Annotated in this window: 30 protein-coding genes, 1 tRNA gene and 1 pseudogene; 27 read left to right on the top strand and 5 right to left on the bottom strand. The window is 45.2% G+C overall.

What is annotated here, in order from left to right:
* The first annotated feature begins 1 nt into the window (after position 1).
* The 6 genes from rsmG (at position 2) to BP97_RS0119695 (ending at position 5,704) form a co-directional block, all read left to right on the top strand.
* The gene (rsmG, locus tag BP97_RS0119720; protein ID WP_028550655.1) at positions 2 to 730 is read left to right on the top strand and encodes a 16S rRNA (guanine(527)-N(7))-methyltransferase RsmG; all 729 of its coding nucleotides are present in this window, start codon (positions 2 to 4) and stop codon (positions 728 to 730) included.
* Positions 731 to 971: 241 nt separating this feature from the next.
* Complete coding sequence (gene noc, locus BP97_RS0119715) at positions 972 to 1,787, top strand: nucleoid occlusion protein (protein WP_028550654.1); 816 nt, start codon at positions 972 to 974, stop codon at positions 1,785 to 1,787.
* 500 nt (positions 1,788 to 2,287) lie between these two features.
* Positions 2,288 to 3,046, top strand: a complete 759-nt coding sequence (locus BP97_RS0119710; protein ID WP_028550653.1) for a ParA family protein — start codon at positions 2,288 to 2,290, stop codon at positions 3,044 to 3,046.
* Entirely contained in the window at positions 3,043 to 3,897 is an 855-nt protein-coding gene (locus BP97_RS0119705) for a ParB/RepB/Spo0J family partition protein (protein WP_028550652.1), read from the top strand. Before BP97_RS0119710 ends, BP97_RS0119705 begins: the two co-directional genes overlap by 4 nt.
* A 108-nt stretch (positions 3,898 to 4,005) precedes the next feature.
* Positions 4,006 to 5,160 carry an aminotransferase class V-fold PLP-dependent enzyme gene (locus BP97_RS0119700; RefSeq protein ID WP_028550651.1) on the top strand — a complete coding sequence of 385 codons (1,155 nt, stop codon included), beginning with the start codon at positions 4,006 to 4,008 and terminating at the stop codon, positions 5,158 to 5,160.
* A 49-nt stretch (positions 5,161 to 5,209) separates the two neighbouring features.
* Positions 5,210 to 5,704, top strand: a complete 495-nt coding sequence (locus BP97_RS0119695; RefSeq protein ID WP_028550650.1) for a DUF4446 family protein — start codon at positions 5,210 to 5,212, stop codon at positions 5,702 to 5,704.
* On the opposite strand, the gene yyaC is transcribed toward BP97_RS0119695, so the two are convergent.
* Positions 5,676 to 6,314: a spore protease YyaC gene (gene yyaC, locus BP97_RS0119690; protein WP_028550649.1), complete on the bottom strand. Its 639-nt coding sequence runs from the start codon at positions 6,312 to 6,314 to the stop codon at positions 5,676 to 5,678. The genes BP97_RS0119695 and yyaC overlap by 29 nt on opposite strands.
* A gap of 107 nt (positions 6,315 to 6,421) precedes the next feature.
* Between yyaC and BP97_RS0119685 the strand changes: the two genes are divergently transcribed.
* The 4 genes from BP97_RS0119685 to BP97_RS0119670 all read left to right on the top strand — a co-directional run bounded on the left by BP97_RS0119685 (position 6,422) and on the right by BP97_RS0119670 (position 7,958).
* Complete coding sequence (locus tag BP97_RS0119685) at positions 6,422 to 6,664, top strand: putative Se/S carrier protein (protein WP_028550648.1); 243 nt, start codon at positions 6,422 to 6,424, stop codon at positions 6,662 to 6,664.
* Positions 6,665 to 6,677: 13 nt separating this feature from the next.
* Positions 6,678 to 7,598 carry a mechanosensitive ion channel family protein gene (locus BP97_RS0119680; RefSeq protein WP_028550647.1) on the top strand — a complete coding sequence of 307 codons (921 nt, stop codon included), beginning with the start codon at positions 6,678 to 6,680 and terminating at the stop codon, positions 7,596 to 7,598.
* 3 nt (positions 7,599 to 7,601) lie between these two features.
* A complete protein-coding gene (locus BP97_RS0119675) occupies positions 7,602 to 7,811 on the top strand; it encodes a DUF951 domain-containing protein (protein WP_028550646.1) in 210 nt (69 codons plus the stop codon).
* Positions 7,812 to 7,867: 56 nt separating this feature from the next.
* Positions 7,868 to 7,958, top strand: a tRNA-Ser gene (locus BP97_RS0119670).
* 474 nt (positions 7,959 to 8,432) lie between these two features.
* Here the strand turns inward: BP97_RS0119670 and BP97_RS0119665 are convergent.
* Together BP97_RS0119665 and BP97_RS0119660 are read right to left on the bottom strand one after the other, a co-directional pair.
* On the bottom strand, positions 8,433 to 8,681 hold the full coding sequence (locus BP97_RS0119665) for a hypothetical protein (RefSeq protein ID WP_028550645.1): 249 nt from the start codon (positions 8,679 to 8,681) through the stop codon (positions 8,433 to 8,435).
* A 69-nt stretch (positions 8,682 to 8,750) separates the two neighbouring features.
* On the bottom strand, positions 8,751 to 8,930 hold the full coding sequence (locus tag BP97_RS0119660) for a YjzC family protein (RefSeq protein ID WP_028550644.1): 180 nt from the start codon (positions 8,928 to 8,930) through the stop codon (positions 8,751 to 8,753).
* A gap of 247 nt (positions 8,931 to 9,177) precedes the next feature.
* Here BP97_RS0119660 and rpsF point away from each other — a divergent pair, with 247 nt between their 5' ends.
* The 11 genes and pseudogenes from rpsF (at position 9,178) to BP97_RS0119610 (ending at position 18,374) form a co-directional block, all read left to right on the top strand.
* Positions 9,178 to 9,462, top strand: a complete 285-nt coding sequence (rpsF, locus tag BP97_RS0119655; protein ID WP_028550643.1) for a 30S ribosomal protein S6 — start codon at positions 9,178 to 9,180, stop codon at positions 9,460 to 9,462.
* A 45-nt stretch (positions 9,463 to 9,507) separates the two neighbouring features.
* Positions 9,508 to 9,999, top strand: a complete 492-nt coding sequence (ssb, locus tag BP97_RS0119650) for a single-stranded DNA-binding protein (RefSeq protein ID WP_028550642.1) — start codon at positions 9,508 to 9,510, stop codon at positions 9,997 to 9,999.
* Positions 10,000 to 10,019: 20 nt separating this feature from the next.
* Positions 10,020 to 10,307 carry a 30S ribosomal protein S18 gene (rpsR, locus tag BP97_RS0119645; protein ID WP_028550641.1) on the top strand — a complete coding sequence of 96 codons (288 nt, stop codon included), beginning with the start codon at positions 10,020 to 10,022 and terminating at the stop codon, positions 10,305 to 10,307.
* Positions 10,308 to 10,535: 228 nt separating this feature from the next.
* Positions 10,536 to 10,952 (top strand): CBS domain-containing protein, encoded by a 417-nt coding sequence (locus BP97_RS0119640; RefSeq protein ID WP_028550640.1) that lies wholly within the window; start codon positions 10,536 to 10,538, stop codon positions 10,950 to 10,952.
* 64 nt (positions 10,953 to 11,016) lie between these two features.
* Positions 11,017 to 11,114: pseudogene (locus BP97_RS41730) on the top strand (MazG-like family protein); the annotation flags it as partial.
* Positions 11,115 to 11,167: 53 nt separating this feature from the next.
* Positions 11,168 to 12,094, top strand: coding sequence for a DUF2232 domain-containing protein (locus BP97_RS0119635; protein ID WP_051620778.1), 927 nt, complete (start codon positions 11,168 to 11,170; stop codon positions 12,092 to 12,094).
* 22 nt (positions 12,095 to 12,116) lie between these two features.
* Positions 12,117 to 14,078 carry a DHH family phosphoesterase gene (locus BP97_RS0119630; protein WP_028550638.1) on the top strand — a complete coding sequence of 654 codons (1,962 nt, stop codon included), beginning with the start codon at positions 12,117 to 12,119 and terminating at the stop codon, positions 14,076 to 14,078.
* A complete protein-coding gene (gene rplI / locus BP97_RS0119625) occupies positions 14,075 to 14,521 on the top strand; it encodes a 50S ribosomal protein L9 (protein ID WP_028550637.1) in 447 nt (148 codons plus the stop codon). Before BP97_RS0119630 ends, rplI begins: the two co-directional genes overlap by 4 nt.
* A gap of 113 nt (positions 14,522 to 14,634) precedes the next feature.
* Positions 14,635 to 15,975, top strand: coding sequence for a replicative DNA helicase (gene dnaB / locus BP97_RS0119620; protein ID WP_197035498.1), 1,341 nt, complete (start codon positions 14,635 to 14,637; stop codon positions 15,973 to 15,975).
* Between the two features lie 192 nt (positions 15,976 to 16,167).
* Positions 16,168 to 17,451 (top strand): adenylosuccinate synthase, encoded by a 1,284-nt coding sequence (locus BP97_RS0119615; RefSeq protein ID WP_028550635.1) that lies wholly within the window; start codon positions 16,168 to 16,170, stop codon positions 17,449 to 17,451.
* Between the two features lie 167 nt (positions 17,452 to 17,618).
* Complete coding sequence (locus BP97_RS0119610; protein WP_028550634.1) at positions 17,619 to 18,374, top strand: hypothetical protein; 756 nt, start codon at positions 17,619 to 17,621, stop codon at positions 18,372 to 18,374.
* Between the two features lie 84 nt (positions 18,375 to 18,458).
* Here BP97_RS0119610 and BP97_RS0119605 read toward each other — a convergent pair whose 3' ends face one another.
* A complete protein-coding gene (locus tag BP97_RS0119605) occupies positions 18,459 to 18,722 on the bottom strand; it encodes a hypothetical protein (protein ID WP_028550633.1) in 264 nt (87 codons plus the stop codon).
* A 180-nt stretch (positions 18,723 to 18,902) separates the two neighbouring features.
* On the opposite strand from BP97_RS0119605, the gene BP97_RS0119600 reads away from it, so the two are divergent.
* The 6 genes from BP97_RS0119600 to BP97_RS0119575 all read left to right on the top strand — a co-directional run bounded on the left by BP97_RS0119600 (position 18,903) and on the right by BP97_RS0119575 (position 26,116).
* Positions 18,903 to 20,462: a M23 family metallopeptidase gene (locus BP97_RS0119600; RefSeq protein ID WP_028550632.1), complete on the top strand. Its 1,560-nt coding sequence runs from the start codon at positions 18,903 to 18,905 to the stop codon at positions 20,460 to 20,462.
* A gap of 180 nt (positions 20,463 to 20,642) precedes the next feature.
* On the top strand, positions 20,643 to 21,359 hold the full coding sequence (gene yycF, locus BP97_RS0119595) for a response regulator YycF (RefSeq protein ID WP_028550631.1): 717 nt from the start codon (positions 20,643 to 20,645) through the stop codon (positions 21,357 to 21,359).
* Positions 21,360 to 21,363: 4 nt separating this feature from the next.
* Positions 21,364 to 23,193 (top strand): cell wall metabolism sensor histidine kinase WalK, encoded by a 1,830-nt coding sequence (gene walK / locus BP97_RS0119590; protein WP_028550630.1) that lies wholly within the window; start codon positions 21,364 to 21,366, stop codon positions 23,191 to 23,193.
* Complete coding sequence (locus tag BP97_RS0119585) at positions 23,190 to 24,467, top strand: YycH family regulatory protein (protein WP_028550629.1); 1,278 nt, start codon at positions 23,190 to 23,192, stop codon at positions 24,465 to 24,467. Before walK ends, BP97_RS0119585 begins: the two co-directional genes overlap by 4 nt.
* 73 nt (positions 24,468 to 24,540) lie before the next feature.
* Positions 24,541 to 25,278 (top strand): two-component system regulatory protein YycI, encoded by a 738-nt coding sequence (gene yycI, locus BP97_RS0119580; RefSeq protein WP_028550628.1) that lies wholly within the window; start codon positions 24,541 to 24,543, stop codon positions 25,276 to 25,278.
* A gap of 34 nt (positions 25,279 to 25,312) precedes the next feature.
* Positions 25,313 to 26,116, top strand: coding sequence for an MBL fold metallo-hydrolase (locus BP97_RS0119575; RefSeq protein WP_028550627.1), 804 nt, complete (start codon positions 25,313 to 25,315; stop codon positions 26,114 to 26,116).
* Here BP97_RS0119575 and BP97_RS0119570 read toward each other — a convergent pair.
* The gene (locus tag BP97_RS0119570; protein WP_028550626.1) at positions 26,085 to 26,312 is read right to left on the bottom strand and encodes a hypothetical protein; all 228 of its coding nucleotides are present in this window, start codon (positions 26,310 to 26,312) and stop codon (positions 26,085 to 26,087) included. The genes BP97_RS0119575 and BP97_RS0119570 overlap by 32 nt on opposite strands.
* Positions 26,313 to 26,483 lie beyond the last annotated feature (171 nt).

Raw genomic sequence — 26,483 nt, 5'->3', positions numbered from 1 at the left:
TATGGATCCTATACAAACACAGTTTCATAAATGGCTCGAGGAAAAAGAGGTTCATCTAACTGAGTATCAGATTTCTCAGTTTGAAATCTACTATAAGGTATTGGTAGAGTGGAATGAGAAGATGAACCTAACGGGCATTACGGAAAGAGAGCAAGTTTATATTAAGCATTTTTATGACTCGCTCTCCGTTTCCTTTTTTATCGATATGAAGGGAAAACGCAACATAGCTGATATTGGCTCCGGGGCTGGTTTCCCAAGTATTCCTTTGAAGATTGCTTTTCCTCATTTAGAGGTCACAATCGTTGATTCGTTGAATAAGCGGATTCAGTTTTTAAACCATCTCACATCAGAATTGAAACTAGCTGGAGTTAAATGCATTCATGGTAGAGCAGAGGATATAGCTCGTCAGAAAGAGCACCGCGATCTATACGATATGGTTACGGCTCGGGCTGTTGCTAGGCTAGCGGTATTAAATGAGTTTTGTTTACCGTTCACGAAGGTCCACGGCAATTTCATTGCAATGAAGGGCAGCGAAGTTGGGGAGGAACTGGAGGAAGCGGCGTTTAGCCTAAAGGAACTGAAAGGCAAGTATATACATACGCATCGATTGGATTTACCAGATCAAGAGACTTCAAAAAGACATCTGATTGTGATTGAAAAAACAGCAGCAACGCAGGCAAAGTATCCGAGGAAAGCGGGCACGCCCTTAAAAACACCTCTTGTACGTTAAATATCTCCAGTATAAATTTGGCATGCGTGTTTCACGTGGAACATAGTAAAGTGATAAACAGATATTAAGTCTACGGCTTATAGTTGACCTCTTACAGAGGTTTTCTTTTTTTGTTCACTAATTTCATACAGTTGGACATCCATTCTTGCAGGAAATTTCATATTTTTGGAGAATTATATCATTATAGCAACTATTTAATGTATCGGTCCATATTTATGGCAAAAGATCGGGTGGTAAATTAATGAAAGAACAGATCTCAAAATTGTTTGGATTTACGGAAAAAACTTCGACAGATGAAGTTAAAAATATTCCTGTGCGCGATATTGTTCCGAGTCCGTATCAGCCTAGAACGATTTTTGATGATGAACGAATTGATGAACTGTGTCAAACCATTAAAACTCATGGCATCATACAGCCGATCGTTGTACGGATTAGGGATAATATATATGAATTAATTGCCGGAGAGAGAAGATGGAGAGCGGTTAAGAAGCTGGGTATGGAAACGATACCTGCAATTATTCGCGATTTCAATGACTCTCAAGCAGCGTCTATCGCGCTGATTGAAAATTTGCAGCGTGAGGGTTTGACTGCAATAGAGGAAGCCTTGGCGTATCAGCAATTGATTGATATTCATTCGCTTACTCAAGAAAGTCTTGCTCAACGTCTTGGTAAAAGCCAGTCTACAATTGCTAATAAAATCAGATTGTTGAATTTGAGCGAGCCTGTGAAGTTAGCGCTAATGGAGAGAAAAATTACAGAACGGCACGCACGTGCTCTGCTTTCTCTCGATCAGGAAGAGCTCCAGATTAAAGTTCTGGAAGATATTCTAACTAAAGAGCTGAATGTTAAGCAGACGGAAGCGAGAATTCAACTGCTGAAAGAAGCGGTAAAGCTGAAGAAATCAAAGCGCATATCCTTTTCAAAGGATGTTCGTTTAGCATTGAATACGATCCGTCAATCCGTTGATATGGTTACATCTTCAGGACTGCAGATCAATACGACAGAGCAAGATTACGAGGATCACTATGAAATCGTAATCAAGATACCAAAACGGTAAAAAATATAGTATGATAGAAAAGTAGACAGTTTTATATGTAGTTTAGATAAAAAGCTCCGTTACGGGGCTTTTGTTTCCATCCAATAATGGGTATTATGCGCATGAACCGCAAAAAACTCAACAGCCTACGAATACTTTAATGAAAAGCTTCTTTTCAAACGATAGGCCGTCTTTCGTTATGGTTTTAAGAGATTCAGACAGTCGTATGTGTCAGAGTGAATTGCATGGATAACGATCATTTGCTGAAAAGACGTCGCCAGACGTTTTTTTTCAACGGTACCTTTTTGTGCTGTGAAGCATAACTCTAAACGGGTTATTTGCAATAGCTCAACAAAGGTAGCTTACATCAATCAAATGAAAGACTTAGCTCGAAGAGGCTGGCCTAATCGTTATTCTTTGTTGCTCAGAACTTAGCCTATTGTCCCGATGATCTGAAGCGTTTGTTGAGTATAATGACCTGGTTATACTCGTACTTAGTATTTTATTGAGGTGAAATGATTTTGTCTAAGATTATTGCAATAACGAATCAAAAGGGCGGTGTCGGAAAAACGACAACATCCGTGAATTTGGGAGCATCATTAGCAGCCTTAGGTAAAAAAGTACTTCTAGTAGATATTGATCCCCAGGGGAATACAACAAGCGGTATCGGGATTAATAAGGCGGACGTTGTGTATTGCATTTATGATGTCATTATTAATGATATTCATCCCAAAGAAGCGATGGTGGATACGGCAATTCCCAATTTAAAGATTATTCCTGCCACTATTCAACTAGCAGGTGCCGAGATCGAGCTTGTTCCAACGATTTCCCGTGAGGTACGTCTGAAAAAATCACTGCATTTGGTAAAGCATTTATTCGATTACATTTTAATCGATTGCCCTCCATCTCTAGGTATTTTAACGGTCAATTCTTTGACGGCTTCCGATTCGGTCATCATTCCTATTCAATGCGAGTATTACGCTCTGGAAGGCTTGAGTCAACTGCTGAATACAGTTCGATTAGTCCAGAAGCATCTGAATACGACCCTACAAATCGAGGGCGTTTTATTGACGATGTTTGACGCTAGAACAAATCTTGGAATGCAAGTTATTGAAGAAGTGAAAAAGTATTTCCAACAAAAAGTATATCAAACTATCATTCCGCGAAATGTTAGATTGAGTGAGGCACCTAGCCATGGTCAATCGATTATAACCTATGATCCGCGATCAAAGGGAGCCGAAGTCTACATGGAGCTCGCAAAGGAAGTGATCGCACTTTGAGTAAACGTTTAGGAAAAGGACTGGATGCACTGCTGCCTGCATTAAGCATTAATGATGATGATAAGGTTGTAGAAATTCCGCTTCCACAGCTGCGTGCGAATCCATATCAGCCTAGAAGAACATTTAATGATGAGTCTATTAATGAACTAGCTGCATCGATTAAAGAACATGGCGTCATTCAACCGATTATCGTAAGGACTGTATTGAAAGGCTATGAAATTATTGCTGGTGAACGACGTTACCGTGCATCGCAGGTTTGTGGACTAGCGACGATTCCAGCTGTCGTTAAGAAGTTTACGGACCAGCAGGTTATGGAAATCGCGTTAATTGAAAACGTTCAGCGGGAAGACTTGAATGCAATGGAAATTGCCGTAGCCTATCAGGCGCTTATTGACCAGTTTTCTTTGACGCAAGAAGAGCTTTCAGCGAAAGTAGGCAAGAGTAGATCTCATATTGCTAACTTTCTTCGTTTGATTCATTTACCGGAGGAAGTAAAACAGCATGTTTCACGTGGAACATTAACAATGGGCCATGCTAAAGCGATTGTTGGTCTAAAGGACGCCAAGCTGATCAAAGCTTTGGCTGAACAAGCGATCAAAGAGCAGTGGAGTGTTCGCGAGCTGGAAGAAGAAGTGAAGCGAATTGAAGAGAAGAACAATACTAAAAAGCCTACAGCGAAATCCAAACGGAAAGATCCGTATATCAATCAGCTGGAAGAAAGCTTGCGAGAGGTTTATCGGACAACTGTAAAAATTAAGCATAACAACAACAAAGGGAAAATTGAACTTCTATATTTTTCCAAGGATGATTTAGATCGTATTTTGGATCTGCTTCAAGGCAAGATTTCCTGATCAACAATGGATGTTGAATAAATGGACCGTAGCATACCCTGTTAGTGCCCTTGGATATAGGGCAAACTAGGTATGCTACTTTTTGTGAAGGAAGGGAAGGTGGATTTTGTGGAAGTAGCTTATTTTGATCATGCAGCGTCATCCTGGCCCAAACCTCCTGAGGTGTTGGAGGCCATGCAGCAATGTATGCTGCATTATGCTGCGAACCCGGGGCGAGGCAGTCACCAGATGGCGGTCAAGGCAAGTCGGACCCTATTTGAAACAAGAAAAAATCTAGCCAAGCTGTTCGCGGTTAAAAATCCTAACGACATTTCTTTTGCACAAAATACAACAATGGCTTTGAACCAGGCAATCAAAGGGTTTGTGAAGGATGGAGATCATGTTGTATGCACTTCAGTAGAGCATAATTCGGTTCGTAGACCGTTGGAGTTTTTAAAACGCACAAAAAATGTTACGATTACTTATGTATTGACCAATGAGAAGGGCGAATTGAATATCGATGATGTAGCCTCGGCTATCACTGATAAAACAACGCTTCTTGTATGCAGTCATAGCTCTAACCTGCTAGGAAGCATTCTTCCCGTGGAGCAAATAGGGCAGCTGTGTAAACAGAACAATATCGTGTTCTTAGTAGATGCTGCGCAATCAGCCGGAACTTTGCACATTGATGTGGAACAAATGGGCATCCATATGCTCGCATTCCCGGGGCATAAGGGGTTATTAGGACCGCAAGGAACGGGAGGCTTATATATTCATCCGGACCTTGATTTGGAGCCGCTCATTCATGGGGGGACGGGAAGCCAATCCGAGGCGATTGACCAACCTGCAGTAAGGCCGGACCGTTATGAGTCAGGTACGCAAAATACGCCAGGCATTGCTGGACTGAATGAAGGCGTGAAATTCGTGCTTAAGGAAACGGTGGAGAAAATACATAAAAAAGAGTGGGATCTGACGCAATACATAATGTCTTCCCTGATGGGAATTGATGGCGTGAAGGTGTTGGGACCTGATTTGGGGCAAAATAAAACCGGCATAATTCCTTTCACTGTTCATGAAGCCGATTCATCTGAAGTTGCTTTCATTCTTGATCATTCATTTCAAATTGCTGTCCGGTCCGGCTTCCATTGCTCACCGCTAGCGCATGAAAGTGCAGGTACACTGGAACGTGGGGCTGTTAGAGCCAGTGTAGGCTATTTTACGACAAACGAAGAAGCGGATAGGCTGATTCAAGCCGTTAAAGAAATAGCGACACATCTGAAATGATCTGTTGAGAGAAATAGACAGCATGTATATTACACAGGGGGATAGGAGTATGGGGGAACTGCTTGATTTGCTTGACATGAGGGTAATGGTCATCATTATGACTGCCGTCATTGTGATTTTTTTAATTATGGTTATTGTGTTGTGGAGCAAGCTAAACAAGCTTCGCAAAACCTATATGAGCATGATGAATGGGGACAGCAGTTTAAATGTGGAGCAAGCGTTCATAGATTTGCAAAATCGGACGCAAGAGCTGCACGACCAAACGAAACAATCCCAGCAGCAAATTGCCGGGATTGCGCAGCAGATGAGAAAAATGAAATCCAATTTAGGTGTATACCGCTATAATGCTTTTGCTCAAAACGGGAGTGATTTAAGCTTTTCAGTCGCATTGCTCGATGAAGATTTGGATGGAGTCGTCATAACGGGAATCCATAACCGGGAAGAAACCTATGTGTATGCAAAGCCTGTAAACCAAGGCCAATCCCAATATGTTCTATCACCGGAGGAAAAGGAAGCTATCCATCGAGTCGGGCAAAAGAAGTAGAAGCGGTAAGGCGAGTTAAGTTGCTAATAGCGACATCGAACGATTTGGCAATAACCTCAGACATACTCATAACAATGCTTAATCGGGTATTTTGCAGGACGAAATATTCCATAAATCCGCCAACATTTACGATACCCGTTATATGCATGTTCCCAACGGGAGGCAAATCTTTATTGACGCCTGCACCTGGCTTAACCGGTCCGTTACCTACTTGAATGCAGCCAACGCTTGTAAGCTGGCCAAGACATGCATCAATAGCAATAATGTATGGATTGTTAAAGTGATCTTGGATAGATGAGAGCGTGTCCTTCAGGTTCATGGCATGTACCGGCTGGTCCAATGTTCCGTAAAGATGAATTCCGCTTAGATGATATTTTTTAAGCTGAGTCCCAACAAGAGGACCTAATGAATCTCCTGTCGAGCGATCGGTTCCAACGCAAATAATAATGATAGGCTGATGGGATGGGATTTGACCTAAAATAGAAAGTAGCTTATCAGACAGAAGCTCGATAATATTGCTTTCCGTATGCTGCACCTTAAACGTCTCGACGATTTCGGTTTTCTCAGGTTCTAAAGCATTGACCTTGTCTCTATGAAAAGGCAGTTTCATATAATAACCCTCCATTTACTAGGAGTATATAAACATTTTTACTAGTATACGGAAAGAGATTGCGAATTATACGTAACCCTGGAAATAAAATAGAGGAGGCTTAAGCCTTGCTGTTAATGGCGTTCGATTCAACCCAGCAGGCTCTGCGTGCGGAAATGCTGCTGGAATATGCCGACATTGAAAACGATATGTGTCCTACACCTAAGCAGATTACGGCAGGCTGTGCGCTGTCGCTTGAATTTCCCAAGGAATCGTTCGAAGAAGTGAAGCGTATTGTTAAAGAGGAACGTGTGGAGATTCGCGGCATCTATTCCAAAATAGGCGATCAGTATGTTAACATGGAATTATAAGGTGGTGTAAAGCATGGATCAGTGGCTTCATCTGTTCCTTGCTGACGAGAAGGCAGGAGCTGTCATGACAACCTGGGAGCAATTTCAGGAGCAGATAATTGGATACATCTCGAATCCTGCAGTTTGGACTAATTTCTTATTTACAACAATAAAAATTGTGCTGATCTACGTTATTGGACGAGTCATTATTAAGGTCGCCAATAAGGCATTGGAGCACATGCTGGTTGAACGTGAAAAAAGTCCTTTGAAATTTGACGCTAGAAGGACGCGGACGATCGGCAAGCTTATGGGCAACATTATTAAATACGCCGTTAATTTTACGATGGTGCTCATGATACTGAATCAATTTGGCATACGACTCGAGCCGCTGCTGGCGGGAGCTGGAGTGGTTGGCTTAGCGGTAGGCTTTGGAGCGCAAAGCTTGGTTAAGGATGTCATCACTGGATTTTTCATTATATTCGAAGATCAATTCGCTGTAGGAGACGTTATTCAGACAGGGAACTTCAAGGGAACGGTCGAGGAAATCGGCATGAGGGTCACTCGCATTAAAAGCTGGACGGGCGAAGTACATATTATTCCGAACGGAACGATTACTCAGGTTACGAATTTCTCAGTAAATAACTCCATTGCTGTTGTCGATGTATCTATTGCATATGAGGAAGATACGGACAAAGCGATAGAGATCATGAGGCAAACCGTCAATAAAAACTACGAAACGAATGTCAATATGGTTAAAGAACCGGAAGTTTTAGGCGTCCAAGCGTTGGTCGGAGCCAATGTGACGCTGCGCGTGACGGTTGAATGCAAGCCGAATATGCAATTTGCTGTAGCTAGAGAGCTTTATGCAGATATTAAAAAAGCATTTGATACCCGGGGCATTGAAATTCCATACCCTAGGGTTGTCAATTATCATAAGAATGAAAAGGGGGAGTGAGCCATGGAACGCAAGCAGTATGAATTGGGCGATATCGTTGAAATGAAAAAGCCTCACCCCTGTGGCGTTAACGAAATGGAAATAATCCGGCTTGGCATGGATATCCGAATTAAGTGTGTAGGCTGTAAGCACAGCGTACTAGTGCCTAGAGCCAAATTCGAAAGCAAGCTGAAAAAAGTACTGCGTTCGAACCCGAATTTTAAAGTAGAATAAAGGCTTGCCATACTGGTATTTGTTGTGGTAGAATAACACTTGTCCCTTTTTAATGCGGAAAGGTACCCAAGAGGCCCAAGGGGGCTGACTCGAAATCAGCTAGGCGGCGCAAGCCGTGCGTGGGTTCGAATCCCACTCTTTCCGCCACATAGTACACAAGCGACAACGACTCTGTAAAGAGTCGTTTTTTTGTTGCTTTTACTCCCTTGGAATCACTCGCCGTACAGCGCTGCTCTTCCCATAAGAACGTTTGGCATTAGAGCTTTCCAGCTGTTTGAAACTGGCTTGTCATATTAATCTGTTCGCCAGTTAGTTTGGCAGGAAGCCATTCATAAGGAATGGATCATGAACCATAGCACGGATTCAAAGATTCAACAGGATATCGTCTGATAGCGAAGATAATGAGCATGGATTGGGATGGAAGGAAGCTGTTCGGAAGGATAATAGATAATAGAAGGATATGAGAATACAGTTGTGGATAAATGTAAGTAAGGGCTTGAAGGGATAATGTGAATAAAAACAGGAAATACAGTGGATAAGTCTGAAGAAAGAGTTATTCACATGTGGATGAAAAATGAAAAACCTCCTTTGCATAAGAATGTGCATAAGGAGGCTTCCAGACTAGTAGTGGCTTTTTCTACGAACGGAGTAGAGATCGACGAAATATCCGATCACCGCCCACGATAAAATAGTTAGTGAATAGAGCAGCACAGGGTTCACATTGGTGGTACCTGCTATAGGATAAAACCAGGCAGGAACACTTAGGCAGTAAAATAAAATGTAAATGGGCTCCGAGTCATGACCGAAGTAATGCACCAGACTAAGTGCGGCACCGATGGCAGCGAAAAGCAGGGTAACAGTATATTTCATGGATAGAGCTCCTTTAATGAATTTTGACCCCCTCTGAACATTGAACGAACCAATTCAGAGGGAGGAGGGCTAATACTTACGTTTCCATTTACGGTTATGGTTGCTTGTTTCCGGGAACGTGTCTCCTTTTTTTAACGTGATGATTTTGGGATTGTTAATGCCCATATGAAAGGCGTTTTCCCCAATCTCCAAATAATCGCCGTCATTGGGAGCAGTATCTCCAGGACTGAATTGGCTCCATTCGCCCATAGCTGGTCAGTCACCTCCTGTGCGAAGTGTAATGCTAGGTTTTCCAAGAAAGCCACATTGCATGAGCTTAAAATTTTACCAAGCCGATAAATCGCATTAGATGAAGGGATACGATGAAAAACGAAAATAAACTTGTCATTGATCGGTGATTTTGCTATAGTATTATGGTGCGAGTTTTGATAGTAATTGAAATTCTCGCTCCTTGCTCCTCATCAGAGGGGCCGTTAGTCCAAAAGGAGGTGAAAACATGCGCAAATATGAAGTAATGTACATCATTCGTCCGGACATCGAGCAAGAAGCTGTTCAATCTGCGGTTGAGAAGTTCCAAAACATCATCAACAACGGTGGCGAAGTTACGAAACACGATGTAATGGGCAAACGCCGTCTTGCGTATGAGATCAACAAGTTCCGTGATGGTCACTACGTGTTAGTTCATTTCAATGCTAACAACGAAGTAATTGCTGAGCTTGACCGTGTGATGAAGATTTCTGATGAAGTCATTCGTTACCTGATCACTAAAGACGTAGCGTAAGACAAGGCATCCGTGCCGTAATTGACATGCTGGGAGGGTTTTAGGTTGCTAAATCGTGTGATTCTGATCGGAAGGCTGACTCGTGACCCCGAATTGCGCTATACCCCGTCAGGCGTTGCTGTAACGACATTTACGCTGGCTGTGGATCGTCCTTTTACGAACCAGCAACGTGAGCGTGAAGCGGACTTTATCAGTATTGTGACATGGCGTCAGCTTGCTGAAACATGTGCCAATTACTTGCGTAAAGGCCGACTAGCAGCAGTGGAAGGCCGACTTCAAGTGCGTAACTACGATAATAACGAAGGCCGCCGCGTATACGTGACGGAAGTTATTGCCGATAACGTTCGTTTCTTGGAATCTTCCAACAGTGGTGCAAATCGTGAAGAAGGTATGGGTGGCGGCGGAGGCTACAATCAAGGTCAAGGCCAAGGGCAGAGCCAAAGTCAACAGCGCTACGGCGGACCACGTGATAATCAAGATCCGTTCCAGGATGATGGAAAACCGATTGATATTTCTGATGATGATTTGCCATTCTAACGTAGAAAGGACTGAATTCGATGAGTTTCCAAAGAAGAGACAACGGTGGCGAAGAGCGCGGCGAGCGTAAATTCGGCGGTCGTGGTGGAAAAAAAGGCGGCAAACGCCGTAAAGTGTGTTACTTTACAGTAAACAAAATTAAACACATTGACTATAAAGACATCGAAACGCTGAAGAAGTTTATCAGCGAGCGCGGTAAAATTCTTCCGCGTCGTGTCACTGGTACTTCCGCTAAGTATCAACGTATGCTGACGATTGCGATCAAACGCTCCCGTCAAGTAGCGTTGCTTCCATACACAACGGAGTAGGCAATATTTCGAAGAAGACAGTTGGGAAACCAACTGTCTTTTTTGCTATTTATACAAGCTCTGACTGATGCAACCGTTAGGTTATAAGGGTAAAAGATGAAGGCAATCCATTCTTTTGGTAAAATAAGAGGGGATATCCAGATGATCGTTGTATATCTTCCTTCTGAATCATAGTGTATGATAAAGAGGATCGCACCAAGGAAGTTTAGATTGGAAAGGGTGGCTTGGGTGAACATCGCTTTTTTTCTACTGCCGAAAGATGACGTCATTTATTTATCCCCTAATTCTACGATGCGTCAGGCATTGGAACGAATGGAATACCACCGCTATTCAGCGGTTCCGCTGGTTGATGAGGGCGGAAAATATGTTGGTAACATTACAGAGGGTGATTTGCTGTGGAAGCTGAAGCATTCACCGGAGATCGGTTTTGAAAATACACACAAAGTCCAACTCAAGGACGTCCCGCAGCATATGAACATTAAACCGGTTCGGATTGACCAGCAAATGCAGGATTTGATAACTCTTGCAACCAACCAAAACTACGTCCCCGTCATAGATGACAATGAGGTATTTATCGGCATCATACGTAGAAGAGAGATTATCGATTATTGCTTCAAACTATGGCAGGCCGAACAAAAGGTATAGAATTGTGGTATAATTAACTAAAGTGCCATGTTAATTGAGAGGCGGTTGTCTGGTAGCCTTCTGCTGTATTCTCGGAAGACGTTTGGGTACTCATTGCGCAGTTTAGACGAAGCGGTTTTGGAGAAAATGAAGAAGCATAGGCAAGATGGACATCAGTTGTAGGAACGGCTTGGCGATATATCCGCTTTGGAAGAACATTTGCGTAAGAGGTGAAGGTGTTGGGGAAAGGTTCCGTACGAATGCTCGGCTGGAGCGCTGCGACGATCTTATTGCTCCTTTCGGTGATTACACCGCTTAGTATCATTACATTTTGTTTATTGATGATCCCCGTGATCGTACAGTTCGTTAAGCTGGATACGAAGCGGTTTCTGCTGCATTACGGCGTGAGCCTCGCCATTGTGTATGTGTTGACCTCCTTGGTTCTAGGAGGATGGGCAGGTATTCTTTTGGTATCTATGTCGCTGTTCTTTTTACCTCCCGTTATTCAAATGGGGAATTTGTATAAAAAGAGGGCGCCTGCGCGCACCGTGTTGACCGTAGGTACCGTGACCTTGCTGGCAGAGTTTCTCTTAAGCCTGGTCGTCAGCTACATGTTCGGACTTAATTTGATTGATAAAATCAAGCAATTTATGCAGGAAAGCATCAATACGCTGCCAGAGCAGCTTAAAGGTATGATCGCGTTGGATCAAGATGTGTTGATCCAATTGATGAGCCAAATGCTGCCACTCTATATGATCGGCATTTCATTAGTGCTTGTTGTGATTGCGCATTGGCTGTCCAGAAAAATATTGAACCGTTCCGGCGAGGGCATTCCGGCCTTTAAACCGATGCGGGAGTGGATGCTGCCGCGTTCTTTTGTCTGGTACTATATGATTGCCTTGTTTATGGAGTTTTTTGTTAAGGACACGAACTCGATTTTTTTCACTATATTGATTAATTTGCTTCCCTTGCTGACGGCAGCTTTTGCAATTCAAGCTCTAGCGTTTTTGTTTTTCGTGGCTCATACGAATCGCTGGAATCGGACTTTGCCTATAGCCGGCATTGTGCTGCTGCTTTTTTTTCCGCCAGCTTATTTTATTTTCAGCATGCTCGGGGTTTTTGACGTAGCGTTTCCGATCCGTGAACGTATGACGCGAAAATAATGATGGATTAGGGGCGAGTGGAATGCCAAAGTTCCTGTTAAAGCGATGGCACGGCTTGCATATCGTATGGATTTTTGCTCTTTTGATCGTATTGATTTTTACTTTGATGATTTACCAATGGGTGATCGGTGTGATCGCCTTGTTTCTATGTGGTATATTGGCTTACTATACTTTGCAGGCTGAACAGGCTTTTCGCAAAGATTTCAACCATTATGTAACCACGCTGTCCCACCGGATTAAAAAGGCGGGCAATGAGGTAGTTCACGAGCTTCCTATAGGGATTCTGCTCTATAACGAAGAGAAGATCGTGGAATGGCATAATCCGTTCGTAGCGAAGATGGTTAATAAAGAGACTTTGATCGGTGAATCGGTCAATGAATTGTTTCCTGCTTTAAAGACACGTAAGGATAAGGATCTGAAGCTGGAAATAACGGTCGGTAAGTGCATCTACCTGGTGCAGGTCAAGCCGGATGAAAGACTGCTTTATTTCACCGATATAACCAATTACAAGACGTTGTCCGCCAGATACGAGGAAGAGCGGCTTGCTATAGGGATTGTCATGATGGACAATCTGGACGAAGCGACGCAGGGAATGGACGATCAGACGCGAAGTATTATGATGGCAAGAGTCACTGGTGAAATTACGGAATGGGCGCAAAAGAACAATGTTCATCTCCGTCGTACTGCATCGGACCGCTATTTGATTCTAATGAATCAAAAGGGATTAAAATCGTTGGAGCAATCCCGGTTTGAAATATTGGACGAGGTTCGGGATTTAACGATCGAGAACAAGCTGCCTTTAACGCTTAGCATAGGGATCGCCTCCGGAATAGATTCGCTTACAGAGCTTGGACAGCTGGCTCAGACGAGCTTAGACATGGCATTGGGGCGTGGTGGCGATCAGGTGGCCGTTAAGGTAGGGGAGAGGTTGTCCTTCTACGGAGGGCGCTCCAATGCTATTGAGAAGCGTACTCGCGTAAGAGCCCGAGTCATTTCTCACGCGCTGCGGGATTTGATCAAGGAATGCGATAAGGTCATTATCATGGGCCATCGTTATCCGGATATGGATGCCATTGGCGCGGCGATAGGGGTGCTTAAGGCCGTTCATGTAAGCAACAAAGAAGGCTACATCGTACTAGAAGGCGTTAATCCATCGATTCAAAAGCTTATGGATACGATCTATGAGGATGAAAAGCTGAACCGTTGGTTTATTACACCAGAGCAGGCGATGCAAATTACGAATGGCCGTACATTGGCCGTCGTCGTAGATACGCATAAGGCATCTATGGTTGCGGAGCCAAAGCTTTTGCAGCAGACACAGCGCAAGTTCGTCGTCGATCATCACCGCCGCGGAGAGGAGTTCATCCAGGATGCGACACTGGTGTATATGGAGCCTTACGCATCATCGACATGCGAATTAGTGACGGAGCTGCTCCAGTACTTTAATGATCGGTTGACGATGGGCGTACTGGAAGCAACTGCACTCCTCGCAGGGATTGTCGTAGATACGAAGAGCTTCAGTCTTCGCACGGGTGCCAGGACGTTCGAGGCAGCTTCTTTCTTAAGACGGAATGGAGCGGATTCTTCTCTGATCCAGCGGCTGCTTAAGGAAGATTTGGACGCCTTTATTCAGCGTTCTGAGGTTATTAAGAATGCGGTCATCCTGTATGACCACATCGCCTTGGCGGTGACGGAGCCAAATCGCAAATATTCTCAGTTGCTCATTGCGCAAGCAGCTGATACATTGTTAACTATGACGGGTGTAATGGCTTCTTTTGTCATAAGTGAACGTCCGGACGGATTAATTGGTATCAGTGCGAGATCTCTTGGACAAATGAACGTTCAGGTTGTCATGGAACGAATGGGTGGTGGTGGTCATTTGACTAACGCGGCGACCCAATTAGAAAGCACCATCGGTGAAGCGAAAGAAAGATTAAAACAAATTTTAAGTGACATAGAAGCAGAGGAGGGGCTTTTCGAATGAAAGTGATATTGCTGAAGGACGTAAAAGGCCAAGGAAAAAAAGGGGAAGTTAAAAACGTATCCGAAGGGTATGCCAATAACTTTTTGTTTCCGCAGCAGTTAGCTGCACCTGCAAACGACTCATCCATGAAAGTATTGGAGACTCAGAAAAAAGCAGAGCAGCGCAAGAAGGATCAGGAGAAAGCCGACGCTGTCGAGCTTGGTAAAAAGCTGGAGTCCCTGACAGTAGAGCTAAAAGCCAAATCCGGTAAGGACGGCCGTTTGTTCGGAGCTATTACAAGCAAGCAAGTAGCCGAAGAGATGGAAAAGCAGCACAAAATCAAGCTGGACAAGCGTAAAATCATTATGGAAGAGCCTATCCGTACTTTGGGTGTAACCGAGGTAGCCGTGAAGCTTCATCCGGAAGTCACTTCGAAGCTGAAGGTTCATGCAGCGGAAGAATAAGTCGTTAATCAGTCAATTAGTTGGATAGAAGCGCTGACCCCTTGTGGTTCAGCGCTTGTGAGGTAAGTTTTCCCCAAGGAAATGTTTAGGAGGAGACGAACTTGAACGAAGGTATGTTTATGGATCGAATCCCTCCGCAAAATTTGGAAGCCGAGCAGGCCGTGCTCGGCGCTATTTTGCTTGACAGTGATTCGTTAGTCACCGCGATGGAACGTATTACGAACGATGACTTCTATCGTACATCGCATCAACGCATCTTTGAGTCCATGATCGAGCTGGCGGAGGGGAATGAGCCGATAGACTTGATCACGCTCACCGCGCTGCTGCAAAACAAACAGCAGCTCGAGGAGATTGGCGGAATCAAGTATTTGTCGGAGCTCGCGAATGCAGTACCGACGGCAGCGAACATAGATTACTATGCGCAGATCGTAGAAGAGAAGTCGATGCTGCGGCGGTTGATTCGCGCCGCGACGAACATCGTAACCGAAGGCTATGCAGCCACGGACGACGTGGGCGACCTGCTAAGCGATGCGGAGAAGCGGATTCTAGAGATTTCGCAGCGCCGCTCCAGTACAGGCTTCATCGCGATACGAGATGTCCTGATGGAAGTGTTTGATAAGGTCGAATTCCTTTATAACAATAAAGGGGGAACGACCGGGGTCAAATCCGGCTTCCAGGACTTGGACAAAATGACGTCCGGCTTTCAACGGTCGGACTTAATTATTGTAGCGGCCCGTCCTTCCGTAGGTAAGACGGCGTTTGCTTTGAATATCGCGCAAAACGTAGGTGTGCGCGAGAAGGAGACCGTCGCTATCTTCAGTCTGGAGATGGGGGCGGCCCAGCTTGTACAGCGTATGATTTGTGCAGAGGCAAATGTGGATGCCGGGCGGATGCGGACAGGTTTCCTCGAGTCGGACGACTGGGAAAAACTGACGATGGCGATTGGCGCCTTGTCGGAAGCCAATATTTATATCGACGATTCCCCGTCAGTTACGGTTGCCGATATTCGAGCCAAGTGCCGCCGGCTGAAGCAGGAGAAGGGGCTCGGCATGATCCTCATAGACTATCTCCAGCTTATTCATGGCCGGGGTAAAGGCGATAACCGTCAGCAGGAAGTATCGGAAATTTCACGTACGCTTAAGCAAATTGCCCGTGAGCTTGACGTTCCTGTTATTGCCTTGTCGCAGCTGAGCCGGGGCGTAGAGCAGCGTCAGGATAAGCGTCCGATGATGTCTGACTTGCGGGAATCCGGTTCAATTGAGCAAGATGCCGATATCGTCGCTTTCTTGTATCGTGACGATTACTATGATAAAGAATCCGAGAAGAAAAATATTATCGAGATTATTATCGCCAAACAGCGGAATGGTCCGGTCGGAACGGTAGAGTTAGCCTTCTTGAAAAACTTCAATAAGTTCGTCGGATTGGATCGAACCCATCAGGAGTCAGCCAGCTAATGGTTCTATGTTGCACGGGGAACATCCTGGTTGTATATGTATGAATGATTTCCGAACAATGCTACAGGCCCCTGTAGCATTGTTCGTTTTTTATTGACTTTGCCATAGCAGACTGATAAAATATTCATGGTGCTTAAGGCCTTTTGGCCAATTATAGGTGAAGGTGAAACTCACCTGATGGGGGTTATGTGCATGTCTACGGTAGTGGTTGTAGGAACCCAATGGGGCGATGAAGGAAAAGGGAAGATTACCGATTTCCTTGCTGAATCTGCTGAAGTGGTAGCACGTTACCAAGGCGGTAACAATGCTGGCCATACGATTTTAATTGATGAAAAGAAATATAAATTGACGATGATTCCATCGGGCATTTTCTACAATGATAAAGTATGCGTTATTGGCAACGGCATGGTTATTAATCCAGGCGCTTTGCTCGAAGAAATCGCATATATTCACGAGAATGGCTTTACGACCGATAATCTGAAAATCAGTGATCGTGCGCATGTTATCATGCCGTATCATTTGCTGTTGGACGGATTGGAAGAAGAGCGTAAAGGCGATAATAAAATCGGAACAACACGCAAAGGGATTGGTCCTTGCTACATGGATAAAGCGGCAAGAAACGGTATCCGTATTGCCGATCTGATGGATGCTAAAGAATTTGAACGCAAAGTACGTCATCTTGTTGCCGAGAAGAATGTATTGATTCAACAAGTATACAATGGCGAAGGCTTGGATGCTGATGCTATTATCACCGAATATCTTGGTTATGCTGAACGTATTCGCCATTATGTTACCGATACTTCCGTTGTATTGAACGATCTGATCGATGACGGGAAAAAAGTGCTGTTCGAAGGCGCTCAAGGCGTTATGTTGGATATCGACCAAGGAACGTATCCGTACGTTACATCGTCGAACCCTTCTGCGGGCGGCGTTTGTATCGGTTCTGGCGTAGGTCCGACTAAGATTCAGCAAATCATCGGTGTAGCTAAGTCCTATACCACTCGTGTCGGCGATGGTCCTTTCCCTACGGAGCTGCATAATGAGACAGGGAACTGGATTCGTGAAAAAGGCCACGAGTATGGTACGGTTACAGGCAGACCGCGTCGTGTAGGCTGGTTTGACAGTGTTGTTGTACGCCATGCCCGCCGCGTGAGCGGGATTACAGGATTGTCCCTGAACTCACTGGACGTTCTGGCAGGCCTGGAAACGGTAAAAATCTGTACCGCTTATAAATACCGCGGTGAAGTGATCGAGCATTATCCTGCAAGCTTGAATATGCTCGCTGAATGTGAAGCTGTATATGAAGAGCTTCCAGGCTGGAGCGAAGATATTACAGGTGTTCGCAAGCTGGAGGATTTGCCGGCTAATGCAAGACGCTATGTAGAGCGCGTATCTGAGCTGACTGGTATTCCGATCGCAATCTTCTCTGTAGGTCGTAACCGTGAGCAAACGAATCTGGTAAGACCTATCTACTAATAAATGATTTGACCCAATAGAATCTCGTAAGCCTTGAAAGTAAGGCCTGCGAGGTTCTTTTTTATGCTGCGTAAAAGTAAAGATTCTCCATCCAGATGGATGTTTTTCCCTAATGTCGTCAATACTGATTGAGAGAGAAGCATACCAGACTGACGGGAGAAGTGGACATGAAAGGGTTACAATGGTTGATAAGATTGGTTTTGAGTGCTTTGATTACATCTGCGGTTTGTATCGCCTCGACCTTTTGGGCTGTAAGCACTTATGCGGATATGTTGTTGGAGCAGTACAATTTAAAATCGGCTGTAAGCGCAGCACCCAATTGGTCGCAGTTCGTCGGACAAATGAGTAAGCAGATGACGGGATTCCTCGGTCAAAGTACGGTCGCGCCCTCTCAACGTAAAGTGGCCTCTACTACTCCGCAAAGTGGAACTCCGGCGGATGTTCCTACAGCAGGGTCAATTGACTCAAGTACGTCGACAAGCCCCATTATTCCTAACAGTACAGGAACGACGGAGCAAACAGACGGGAATTCCTCTGGCAACTCCTCTTCCACGACAAACGGAAGCGGGACAACGACCAAAAAACCACCAGAAGATGCGATTGCCGTATTCGGTCATCAGAGCAGCCAAACCCAAAACGATAAATCGAACAGTGGAGTATCCGGAGTAGAGGACAATAAAAAGATCGTTGTGTCGGGTGAGGAATTTACCAAGAAGAAAGAGCAGTTATCCAATGACGAGAAAAACAAAATATTTAATATGCTTGTCACACGTGTACCTCAAAATGAAATGCAGACCATCTCTTCATTAATGGAAGATGGGATTACGGCCGGTGAATTGAAGCAAATCGAGAAGATCCTGCAGCAATATTTGAAGCCGGATGAATATGCGCAGCTTCTTGCTATGATTAAAGTAGACAATTAACCTAGCATATAGATCCTGCTTGAGTATAAAAGCAGAAAAAGCCCTGGCACAATCGTGCTGGGGCTTCCTTGTGTTGTCTATCCTTTACTGCTGTCCTCCAAATTGGGCTAACGTATCCACCGCTTGCCGATATCGGGACGATTCGACGACAACCTGCAGGATGTAGCTATGCTCGTTTCCTTGATATTCCTCCATCATGCTGGAGTGGAGAAGGGATGGTGCCACTAATGAAGTCGCTGAATTATCATCCGTATGCAATTGAATATCAATAGCTCCTTGCTCACGCAGTGCCGCTGCTGCTTGATTCATATCCGAGCTATTTTTGAAAAATGCCGTAATGTTTTCCATAGTTTTACTTCACACCCCTGCCACGAAACTGCGGAATTGGCTCCCAGACCCGTGAATATTGTTGAAAAAAGAAGAGCAATTGTGGTAAATTGATAAAAGGAGTCATCTTATATGGTTAGTGTCCCTATTTTAGGTGTTTTTATGTATTTTTCGTAGAAAACGGCTTAAAAGGAGTAGAACATGACAGTTTTCAAGGGAATGAGTTGGATCAAAGAGAAGTTGGACAAGTCCAAACAGAAGCTCTCTTCCATTCAATTGAGCAACTTGACTGCCAAGACGAGGGTCGAGCCGACAGTGGAAGAGCAAAAGGAACCATCTGAACATAAAGCTAAGAATAATCCTTTTTTACATAAATGGACGCTGGTAAAAGCTGTATCTGTATTGGGCGTAGTTTCCGCAGTGGTTTGGGGCGGCAATGTTTTTGTGCATGCAGGATTGAAAAACGTATACCACGTGTCTATTGATGGGCAAGATGTCGGAACCGTCGAAAATACGACAGAGGTAGAAGAAATTAAGCAAGCGAAGGCGCAGGAGTTGACGAATAATTCGTTTGTTCGCATGAAGGTTAAGGAGCCCGAGGTCACATTCCAGGTTGAAAAGGCTTTCATGCCAGACACAAATGATCAAAAGGTGTTGGAAAAGGTAGCCGAATCGGTTACTGCCTATCCGGTTGGAACCGAGATTGTTGTCGATGGAAATCCGATGGGTGTTCTGAAGGATGAACAGACAGCAGATCAGCTGTTGGAGGATATCAAGAATACGGCGTTGGAAAAGAAGAAGGACTCAGGGAAAGTTAAAGTGCTCTCGGCTTCTCCTTCCGTGCCTGCATCTGAAGTAGAATTGCAAAAGGTAGAGTTCGTACAAAAGGTAGAGCTGAAAGAAATCAAGATACAACCGCAGGATGTTATGAGTCCTGAAGAGCTTAAGAAGAAGCTTGAGACCGGTGATGTGCAACCGACCAAGTATACGGTGGAAAAGGGCGATTGCGTGTCTTGCATAGCTAAGAAGCTCGATATTCCGAAGCAGGTTATCTATCAGAATAATCCTACCATCAGCGATGATATGATTAAAGTTGGACAGCAGCTAGACTTGACCGTACTGCAGCCGAAGCTTGCCGTACGTACGGTAGAGAAATTCGCCGAGTCCCAAGAGATTCAGTATGACACGGAGTATCAGACGGACGACAGTATGCGTGAGGGAACTACACAAGTTATTAAACAAGGCAAGAACGGAATGAAACAGGTCATGATCCAGGTTACGAAAGTAAACGGATTGATGACAGATGAGACGGTGCTGAGCGAGCAAGTCGTTCAAGAACCGATCAAAGCCGTTGTCCGTAAAGGAACAAAAGTTATTAAAGGCGAGGGAACAGGGAAGTTCGCTTGGCCGGTCGTATCTTCAACCATTACAAGTACGTTCGGAACACGTTGGGGTGTATTCCACAAAGGAATTGACTTAACTTCTCCTAATAAAAACATTATGTCATCGGATAACGGTAAAGTTATCTTTGCCGGAGTAAAAAGCGGATACGGGAATTGCATCATTATTGACCATATGAACGGATATAAGACGCTGTATGGACATTTAAGCCAAATCTATACGAGTGTCGGTAAAATCGTCGAGAAGGGCGAAAAAATCGGTTATATGGGCAGTACTGGCGACTCCACTGGAGTACATTTGCACTTTGAAGTTCAGCAAAGCGATTCACCGCAAAATCCTTTGAAATATTTGAATCGATAAGCACTCATTTAGATTTATTAAAGAGAGATTATATATAGAAAAAGGGGCATGGAAAAAGCAGGGAAACCTGCTTGACCATGTCTCTTTTTGTTTCAAGGTGTGGTAAGATAGGGATACGGTTTATTTGGGTAAAGCAAGGAATTAAGGTTAAAGTTTGCTCATAGGCGGTGATCGAAAAGGATGGCGAAAATACTCGTTGTCGATGATGAACAACCGATTGCGGATATATTGAAGTTTAACTTGGAGAAGGAAGGGCACGAGGTCATTTGTGCTTATGACGGTGGGACAGCGGTTGAGCTTGCGTTCAAGGAAGAGCCCGATTTAATATTGCTCGATCTCATGCTTCCTGTGAAGGATGGAATGGATGTGTGCCGTGAAGTGCGTGTGCGGCTTAATACACCCATCATTATGCTGACGGCCAAAGATAATGAAATCGATAAAGTGCTTGGTTTGGAGCTTGGGGCTGACGATTATGTGACCAAGCCCTTTGGAACCAGGGAGCTGCTGGCGCGCGTGAAAGCGCATTTGCGGCGGCAAACGAAGGCACAGAATGCCCCTCAGGCAGAAGCAGAACCACGGCAAGGCATGCGGATTCAGGGCTTATTTATTGATACCGATATGTATGTCGTGTACAAGGACGACGTCGCTCTGGATCTTACGCATCGGGAGTTCGAGCTGGTTCAGTATTTGGCCAAAAACAGCGGTAAGGTAATGACCCGGGAGCACTTGCTGCAGGCGGTCTGGGGCTTCGAATATTATGGCGATGTCAGAACGGTTGATGTGACGATTCGTCGGCTCAGGGAAAAAATCGAGGATGATCCGAGTCGCCCTGAGTATATACTGACCCGCAGAGGGCTGGGCTATATGATGCGCAACCCGAAAAGCGGAGGCTTCTGATCCCATGAAAGGAATTCGCTTCTTTCAATCGATTCAAGCGAAGATCATCATCATTTATGTGCTGTTGATCCTGATTGCAATGCAGCTGATCGGGGTTTACTTTGTCCGGACGCTCGAGAGTTACTTTAAGAACGATTTCATTGAATCACATAATATTCAAGCGGCATTGCTGACCCAATGGGTGGAAAAGTACTTAAATGAAGAGACCCGGCAAGGGGATATGAAGAAAACGTACGCTGAAATGAACGATGTGGTGAACAAGCTGTTCGCTAACAGTGGGTCAGAGATTCAGGTCATCGATCAGAATGGGTTTGTTCTGACTACTTCGATGGCAACGCATCAGGCTATTATCGGACAGAAGAACACACAGCCTGAGGTGAGCCGGGCGCTGCAGGGGATTAAGGATAATCAGCGGATGTTCACGGATTTTGACGGGGTCCGTAAAATGATTATCACGAAGCCAGTTGCATCTGGAGTTAAAGTCAACGGAGCGGTCTATATCATTGCTTCGATGGAAGAGCTGTACAATACGATCAATCGAATTAATCAATTTCTTATTACGGGGACAATTATTGCGCTAGGTTTAACGGCTGCCCTTGGTATCATGCTTTCCGCTACGATTACGAGTCCGATTAAGGCGATCACTCGACAAGCTACAGCTGTGGCCGAGGGACGCTTTAATGATAAGGTCCCTGTATTGGGGAAGGACGAGATCGGTCAGCTCGGACAAACATTCAACTATATGATGGAGCGGTTAAAGGATGCCTTGTCGTTGAATGAAGAGGAGAAGGAGAAGCTCGCATCCATTCTGACGAATATGAATGATGGGCTTATCGCAACGGATGATGACGGAAGAGTTATGGTTATCAACCGGAGAGCTAAGCAAATTCTTCAATTGAACGAGGATACGACATTGGGACGGCCGCTCCCTGAAGTGTTGGGCATTACCAAGGAGACGATGAAAGAGCTTCAAACCACCGAGGATTCGACGATGATGATGCAGTTTTATCACGAAGTCGAGGAGGAGCATTTGTCCGTCCGGGTGAGTTTTACAACCGTGTACAGCAAGGAAAAGGGCTCTGCAAGCACCATCGCGATGTTGCAGGACGTTACAGATCAAGAGAAGCTGGAGGAATCCAGGCGGGAATTCGTAGCTAATGTATCTCACGAGCTCAGGACCCCGTTAACAACGATTAAGAGCTACCTGGAGGCATTGGAGGATGGTGCCCTAGAAGAGCCTAAGCTGGCAGGGAAATTCGTCAGTGTGACGCGCAATGAAACCGAACGAATGATCCGGCTCGTAACAGATTTATTGCAGCTGTCTCGCCTCGATTCGAAGCAAGCTATTATAAGCCGTGAAATTACGGATGTAGCAGAGATGCTGGAAGAAGTGGTAGACCGCTTCTCGTTCCAATTAGATCATAGAGGCATCAAAATTGACATGGATGTAGAGTCTTCTGTAGATGAGATTATGCTGGACAGGGATCGTATTGATCAAGTGCTCGACAATCTGGTTTCCAATGCGATTAAGTATACGCCGGATGGCGGTCATATCTCGATTCGTGCTCATCGTCCCGATCCAAAGCTGTTAGAAATCAATGTTCAGGATAACGGTATTGGGATTCCTAAGAAGGATTTGAACCGTATTTTTGAACGGTTTTACAGGGTCGACAAGGCAAGATCACGCAGTATGGGAGGCACGGGACTTGGCTTATCGATTGCCCGGGAAATAGTAAGGGCGCACGGAGGAGCGATTTTGCTGGAGTCCGATTTGGAGCAAGGAACGAAGGTCACCTTCACGATTCCTTATACGTTGGAGGAGGCTGCGATATGATCGATAAGCTGAAAACATGGCTGTTGGTGCTGCTGGTCGGACTTAGCTTGGTGCAGACGTACTACCTTTCCTACAGTTCTCCTAAGTTCGATCCACTCGTTCAGCAGGACTACGTTAAGACCGATCCTATTGGAACGCAGGCAAAATTAGAAGATCTGTTGTTTGCAGATCAAGTGATCCTTCATATGGGCAATCAGGTGCATACAGTGCTGTACCCGAATACGGCTGCTTACAATCAGGTGCTGGATAGTGTGAAGCAGAGGACGCTTTCAGGATTTCGTAAAACAACCGTATCTGCCTTAAACATGAATCTGGATGAGGTTCGTGGCAAACAACAGGGGATTGAACTGACATTTCGCGATGGAGTTCCGATAAATATTTTACAACGCATTATGCAGCTAAAAGGCGACTTGCCACCGGACAACGATATCATTACGCGGATTTGGATTATCGCCAGGGAAGCAAAGGACGAGGTTCGTACGATATTATTCACGGATACGGCCAGTACGGTATATGAGGTGCAGAAGGCGGACATTTCCGCTAAGGATATCGAGCGGCTAATGGTGGTGGAAGGCACGGTACCGTACAAAGTCGACGGTGATTACTATTTGCCGACCAAGCCGGTTGCGTTCCCTAGTTATAAATTCTCGTACACGCAATTTACAGGCGATCAGCTGAAACGAACGTTCTTCGTAGATCCAGCCATTACAAGAAACTTGTCGGAATGGGATGGGACGGAAATATATACGGACGCCAAACGGGGATTGCAGCTGAAAAACGATCAGCATTGGCTTATTTACTCGGACCCAGTTGCACCTGCCGACAGCAAGATCGATGTGCAGGAAAACTTAATTTCAGCTGTGCAGTTTGTCAATCAGCATGGCGGCTGGAATGGCCAGTATGGGGTGCAAAAGGTACCGCAGCGGCTGCTTCCGGTGAATCAAGCCTTTATATTCCGACAGTATTACGGTTCACTTCCGATCATAAATCAGCGCAGTGAAAATATCGGATTTATTAAGATGGTGCTGCAAAAGGGCATCGTTTCAAGCTATGAGCGCTCGACAATCATACCGGATTCGCAAGGGGTTACGAGTAAGGAAGTACCGCTAAGCTATGGCGAAGTGCTCGATGCCAAGCTGAACCAATACCCGAAGAAAAACGCGGTGATCTCCGTATTTCCGGGATATCGCCCGATCGTAGGGGAACAGAAGATGGAATTAGTGCCGGCATGGACCGTAGAGCTGCGGGACGGCACTTATGAGTTTTTGGAGTAAAGGCCGATTATACCATTAGATCCAAAATAGTAATGAATCGAGCATTGCTGAGTAAGCTTTAAGGAGGGAACCCATGGACTGGAGTCGAGCCAAAACTATATTAATTCTATCGTTTTTTCTGCTGAATTTGGTGCTCGGCTACCAGTTATGGACGACCCGTTCCGATCTTCTGGAGTTCGACCCGAGTACGGCAAGCGCGACAGAAGAGATCCAACGGCTGATGAAGAGCAAAAATATTCAGATTACCGCAGAGATGCCTAAAGAAGTACCGCGGATGAAGGAAATTGTTGTTCAGTACGATGAAAAGCTGACGATGGAAAAATCGGTTCCTTTGGAGACACCGTTTAAATACAGTCCGTTGTTAAGTAAGGGGACGTCAAGGGATACCGCTGCACGGGCCGTGATACCGAATATGGATAAATATTTATATGACCCGGTGCTTAGCACTAACGGTACCTACGTATTTCATGAGCTGTATGGGGCGTATCCGATGTTCGAGGTTAAGCTGGAGCTCACCGAGCAAAACGGGATGATCGTAGCCTATCGCCAAGAGTATGCGGACGTTAAGCCGGAGGGAGAGCAAAAGGATCAGAAGGTTATTTCCCCTTACACAGTACTGGGCAGTCTGATCGAAAATTATTTCCCGAGCGGCACGGTCGTCAGCAGCATCAAGCTTGGGTATCATGGACAGACGTTTAATTCTCAAACGATGTTTTTGGTGCCATACTGGCGGGTTGTCGGCAATGGAGATATCTATTACGTTCATGCGTTGAACGGGGCGGTCGATCCGCCGCAAAAAAACAAAAAGTAGCTTTGGCAAGTTGTCAGGATGGGAGTTTAGAGGCATGGGGATGCGCTTTACAGTATTGTCCAGCGGTTCTACAGGGAATGCGCTGGTTGTTGCGACGGACGAAGGCAAAGTATTAATCGATGCGGGCCTAAGCGCCAAGAAGATAGATCAGCTGCTGAAGGAGAAAGATATGGCCGCCTCGGAGCTGGATGCGATTCTGGTGACACATGAACATGCGGACCATATTAAAGGGTTGGGTGCCGTAGCACGGAAATACGATTTGCCGGTATATGCCAATGAAAAAACATGGGAAGAGCTGAACAAGCATATCGGGGAAATTGCTGAGGATAAGCGTTGTGTGATGGAGACCGGTGAAGTGCGCAATTTCGGGTCGCTTCAGGTAGAATCCTATGGAATCTCTCATGACGCGGCGGAGCCAGTAGGGTACTGTTTCTACCATGAGGACCAAAAGCTGAGCTTGGCAACCGATTTAGGATATATGAGCTCCAAGGTAAAAGAGAAGATTCAGGACAGCGACGTGCTGATCCTTGAATCTAATCATGATATCGAGATGCTGCGAATGGGGAGATACCCCTGGAATATTAAAAGGCGTATCTTAAGCGATTTGGGGCATTTATCCAATGAAGCCGCCGGAACAGGCCTCGTCGATATCATGACTTCCAGAACGAAGCGGGTCTATTTGGCTCACTTGAGCCGGGATCATAACATGATGGATTTGGCCAGGCTAACGGTGAATAATGTAGTAGAAGAGCGACTCGCTCCCGATGACCACCGCGCCCGGCTGATGGATACATATTATGATCGCGCTACGGAGTGGGATCGCTTGGATGAGGAGTAAGCTCTGGTTCCGGAGTGAAGGCGGCGTCTAACTGAGCGGACATCGCTGCAATGTCTTGTGCGGTAATAATTCCTTTTTCAACAAGGACCTCGATAAGGGCGCTGACCAGCAAAGAGTTCTGGTAGTGAGCGTTCTTCAAGTCGGCTACCTTAGCAATCAAATCTACTTGTTCTAAATGGTTGGAAATACGATTCATAGGGTTCGGCATCCTTTCCGTATAACGAGTTTTGGGGGCTCCCCTTGAAGCAACAGAGTTTACTGCCGGGAGTGCTTCTCTTGGATTACTACCGGGTTCATACTCTTATTCTAGTCTTACGATGGGTAAAACATTCCTTTTTTTTCGTAAAAGTTTGAAAGATTACTAGAA

The organism is Paenibacillus sp. UNC451MF, from assembly GCF_000686845.1.
Lineage (GTDB): Bacteria > Bacillota > Bacilli > Paenibacillales > NBRC-103111 > Paenibacillus_S.
Note: the sequence above shows the minus strand (reverse complement) of the source record. Positions and strands in the feature narration are given on the sequence as shown.

Excerpts from the sequence above, each read along its gene's own strand:
- rsmG (WP_028550655.1), top strand. The coding sequence starts at position 2 with ATGGATCCTATACAAACACAGTTTCATAAATGGCTCGAGGAAAAAGAG.
- noc (WP_028550654.1), top strand. The coding sequence starts at position 972 with ATGAAAGAACAGATCTCAAAATTGTTTGGATTTACGGAAAAAACTTCG.
- BP97_RS0119695 (WP_028550650.1), top strand. The coding sequence starts at position 5,210 with ATGGGGGAACTGCTTGATTTGCTTGACATGAGGGTAATGGTCATCATT.
- yyaC (WP_028550649.1), bottom strand. The coding sequence starts at position 6,314 with ATGAAACTGCCTTTTCATAGAGACAAGGTCAATGCTTTAGAACCTGAG.
- BP97_RS0119680 (WP_028550647.1), top strand. The coding sequence starts at position 6,678 with ATGGATCAGTGGCTTCATCTGTTCCTTGCTGACGAGAAGGCAGGAGCT.
- BP97_RS0119675 (WP_028550646.1), top strand. The coding sequence starts at position 7,602 with ATGGAACGCAAGCAGTATGAATTGGGCGATATCGTTGAAATGAAAAAG.
- BP97_RS0119665 (WP_028550645.1), bottom strand. The coding sequence starts at position 8,681 with ATGAAATATACTGTTACCCTGCTTTTCGCTGCCATCGGTGCCGCACTT.
- BP97_RS0119660 (WP_028550644.1), bottom strand. The coding sequence starts at position 8,930 with ATGGGCGAATGGAGCCAATTCAGTCCTGGAGATACTGCTCCCAATGAC.
- rpsF (WP_028550643.1), top strand. The coding sequence starts at position 9,178 with ATGCGCAAATATGAAGTAATGTACATCATTCGTCCGGACATCGAGCAA.
- rpsR (WP_028550641.1), top strand. The coding sequence starts at position 10,020 with ATGAGTTTCCAAAGAAGAGACAACGGTGGCGAAGAGCGCGGCGAGCGT.
- BP97_RS0119630 (WP_028550638.1), top strand. The coding sequence starts at position 12,117 with ATGCCAAAGTTCCTGTTAAAGCGATGGCACGGCTTGCATATCGTATGG.
- rplI (WP_028550637.1), top strand. The coding sequence starts at position 14,075 with ATGAAAGTGATATTGCTGAAGGACGTAAAAGGCCAAGGAAAAAAAGGG.
- dnaB (WP_197035498.1), top strand. The coding sequence starts at position 14,635 with ATGTTTATGGATCGAATCCCTCCGCAAAATTTGGAAGCCGAGCAGGCC.
- BP97_RS0119615 (WP_028550635.1), top strand. The coding sequence starts at position 16,168 with ATGTCTACGGTAGTGGTTGTAGGAACCCAATGGGGCGATGAAGGAAAA.
- BP97_RS0119610 (WP_028550634.1), top strand. The coding sequence starts at position 17,619 with ATGAAAGGGTTACAATGGTTGATAAGATTGGTTTTGAGTGCTTTGATT.
- BP97_RS0119605 (WP_028550633.1), bottom strand. The coding sequence starts at position 18,722 with ATGGAAAACATTACGGCATTTTTCAAAAATAGCTCGGATATGAATCAA.
- BP97_RS0119600 (WP_028550632.1), top strand. The coding sequence starts at position 18,903 with ATGACAGTTTTCAAGGGAATGAGTTGGATCAAAGAGAAGTTGGACAAG.
- yycF (WP_028550631.1), top strand. The coding sequence starts at position 20,643 with ATGGCGAAAATACTCGTTGTCGATGATGAACAACCGATTGCGGATATA.
- walK (WP_028550630.1), top strand. The coding sequence starts at position 21,364 with ATGAAAGGAATTCGCTTCTTTCAATCGATTCAAGCGAAGATCATCATC.
- BP97_RS0119585 (WP_028550629.1), top strand. The coding sequence starts at position 23,190 with ATGATCGATAAGCTGAAAACATGGCTGTTGGTGCTGCTGGTCGGACTT.
- yycI (WP_028550628.1), top strand. The coding sequence starts at position 24,541 with ATGGACTGGAGTCGAGCCAAAACTATATTAATTCTATCGTTTTTTCTG.
- BP97_RS0119575 (WP_028550627.1), top strand. The coding sequence starts at position 25,313 with ATGGGGATGCGCTTTACAGTATTGTCCAGCGGTTCTACAGGGAATGCG.
- BP97_RS0119570 (WP_028550626.1), bottom strand. The coding sequence starts at position 26,312 with ATGAATCGTATTTCCAACCATTTAGAACAAGTAGATTTGATTGCTAAG.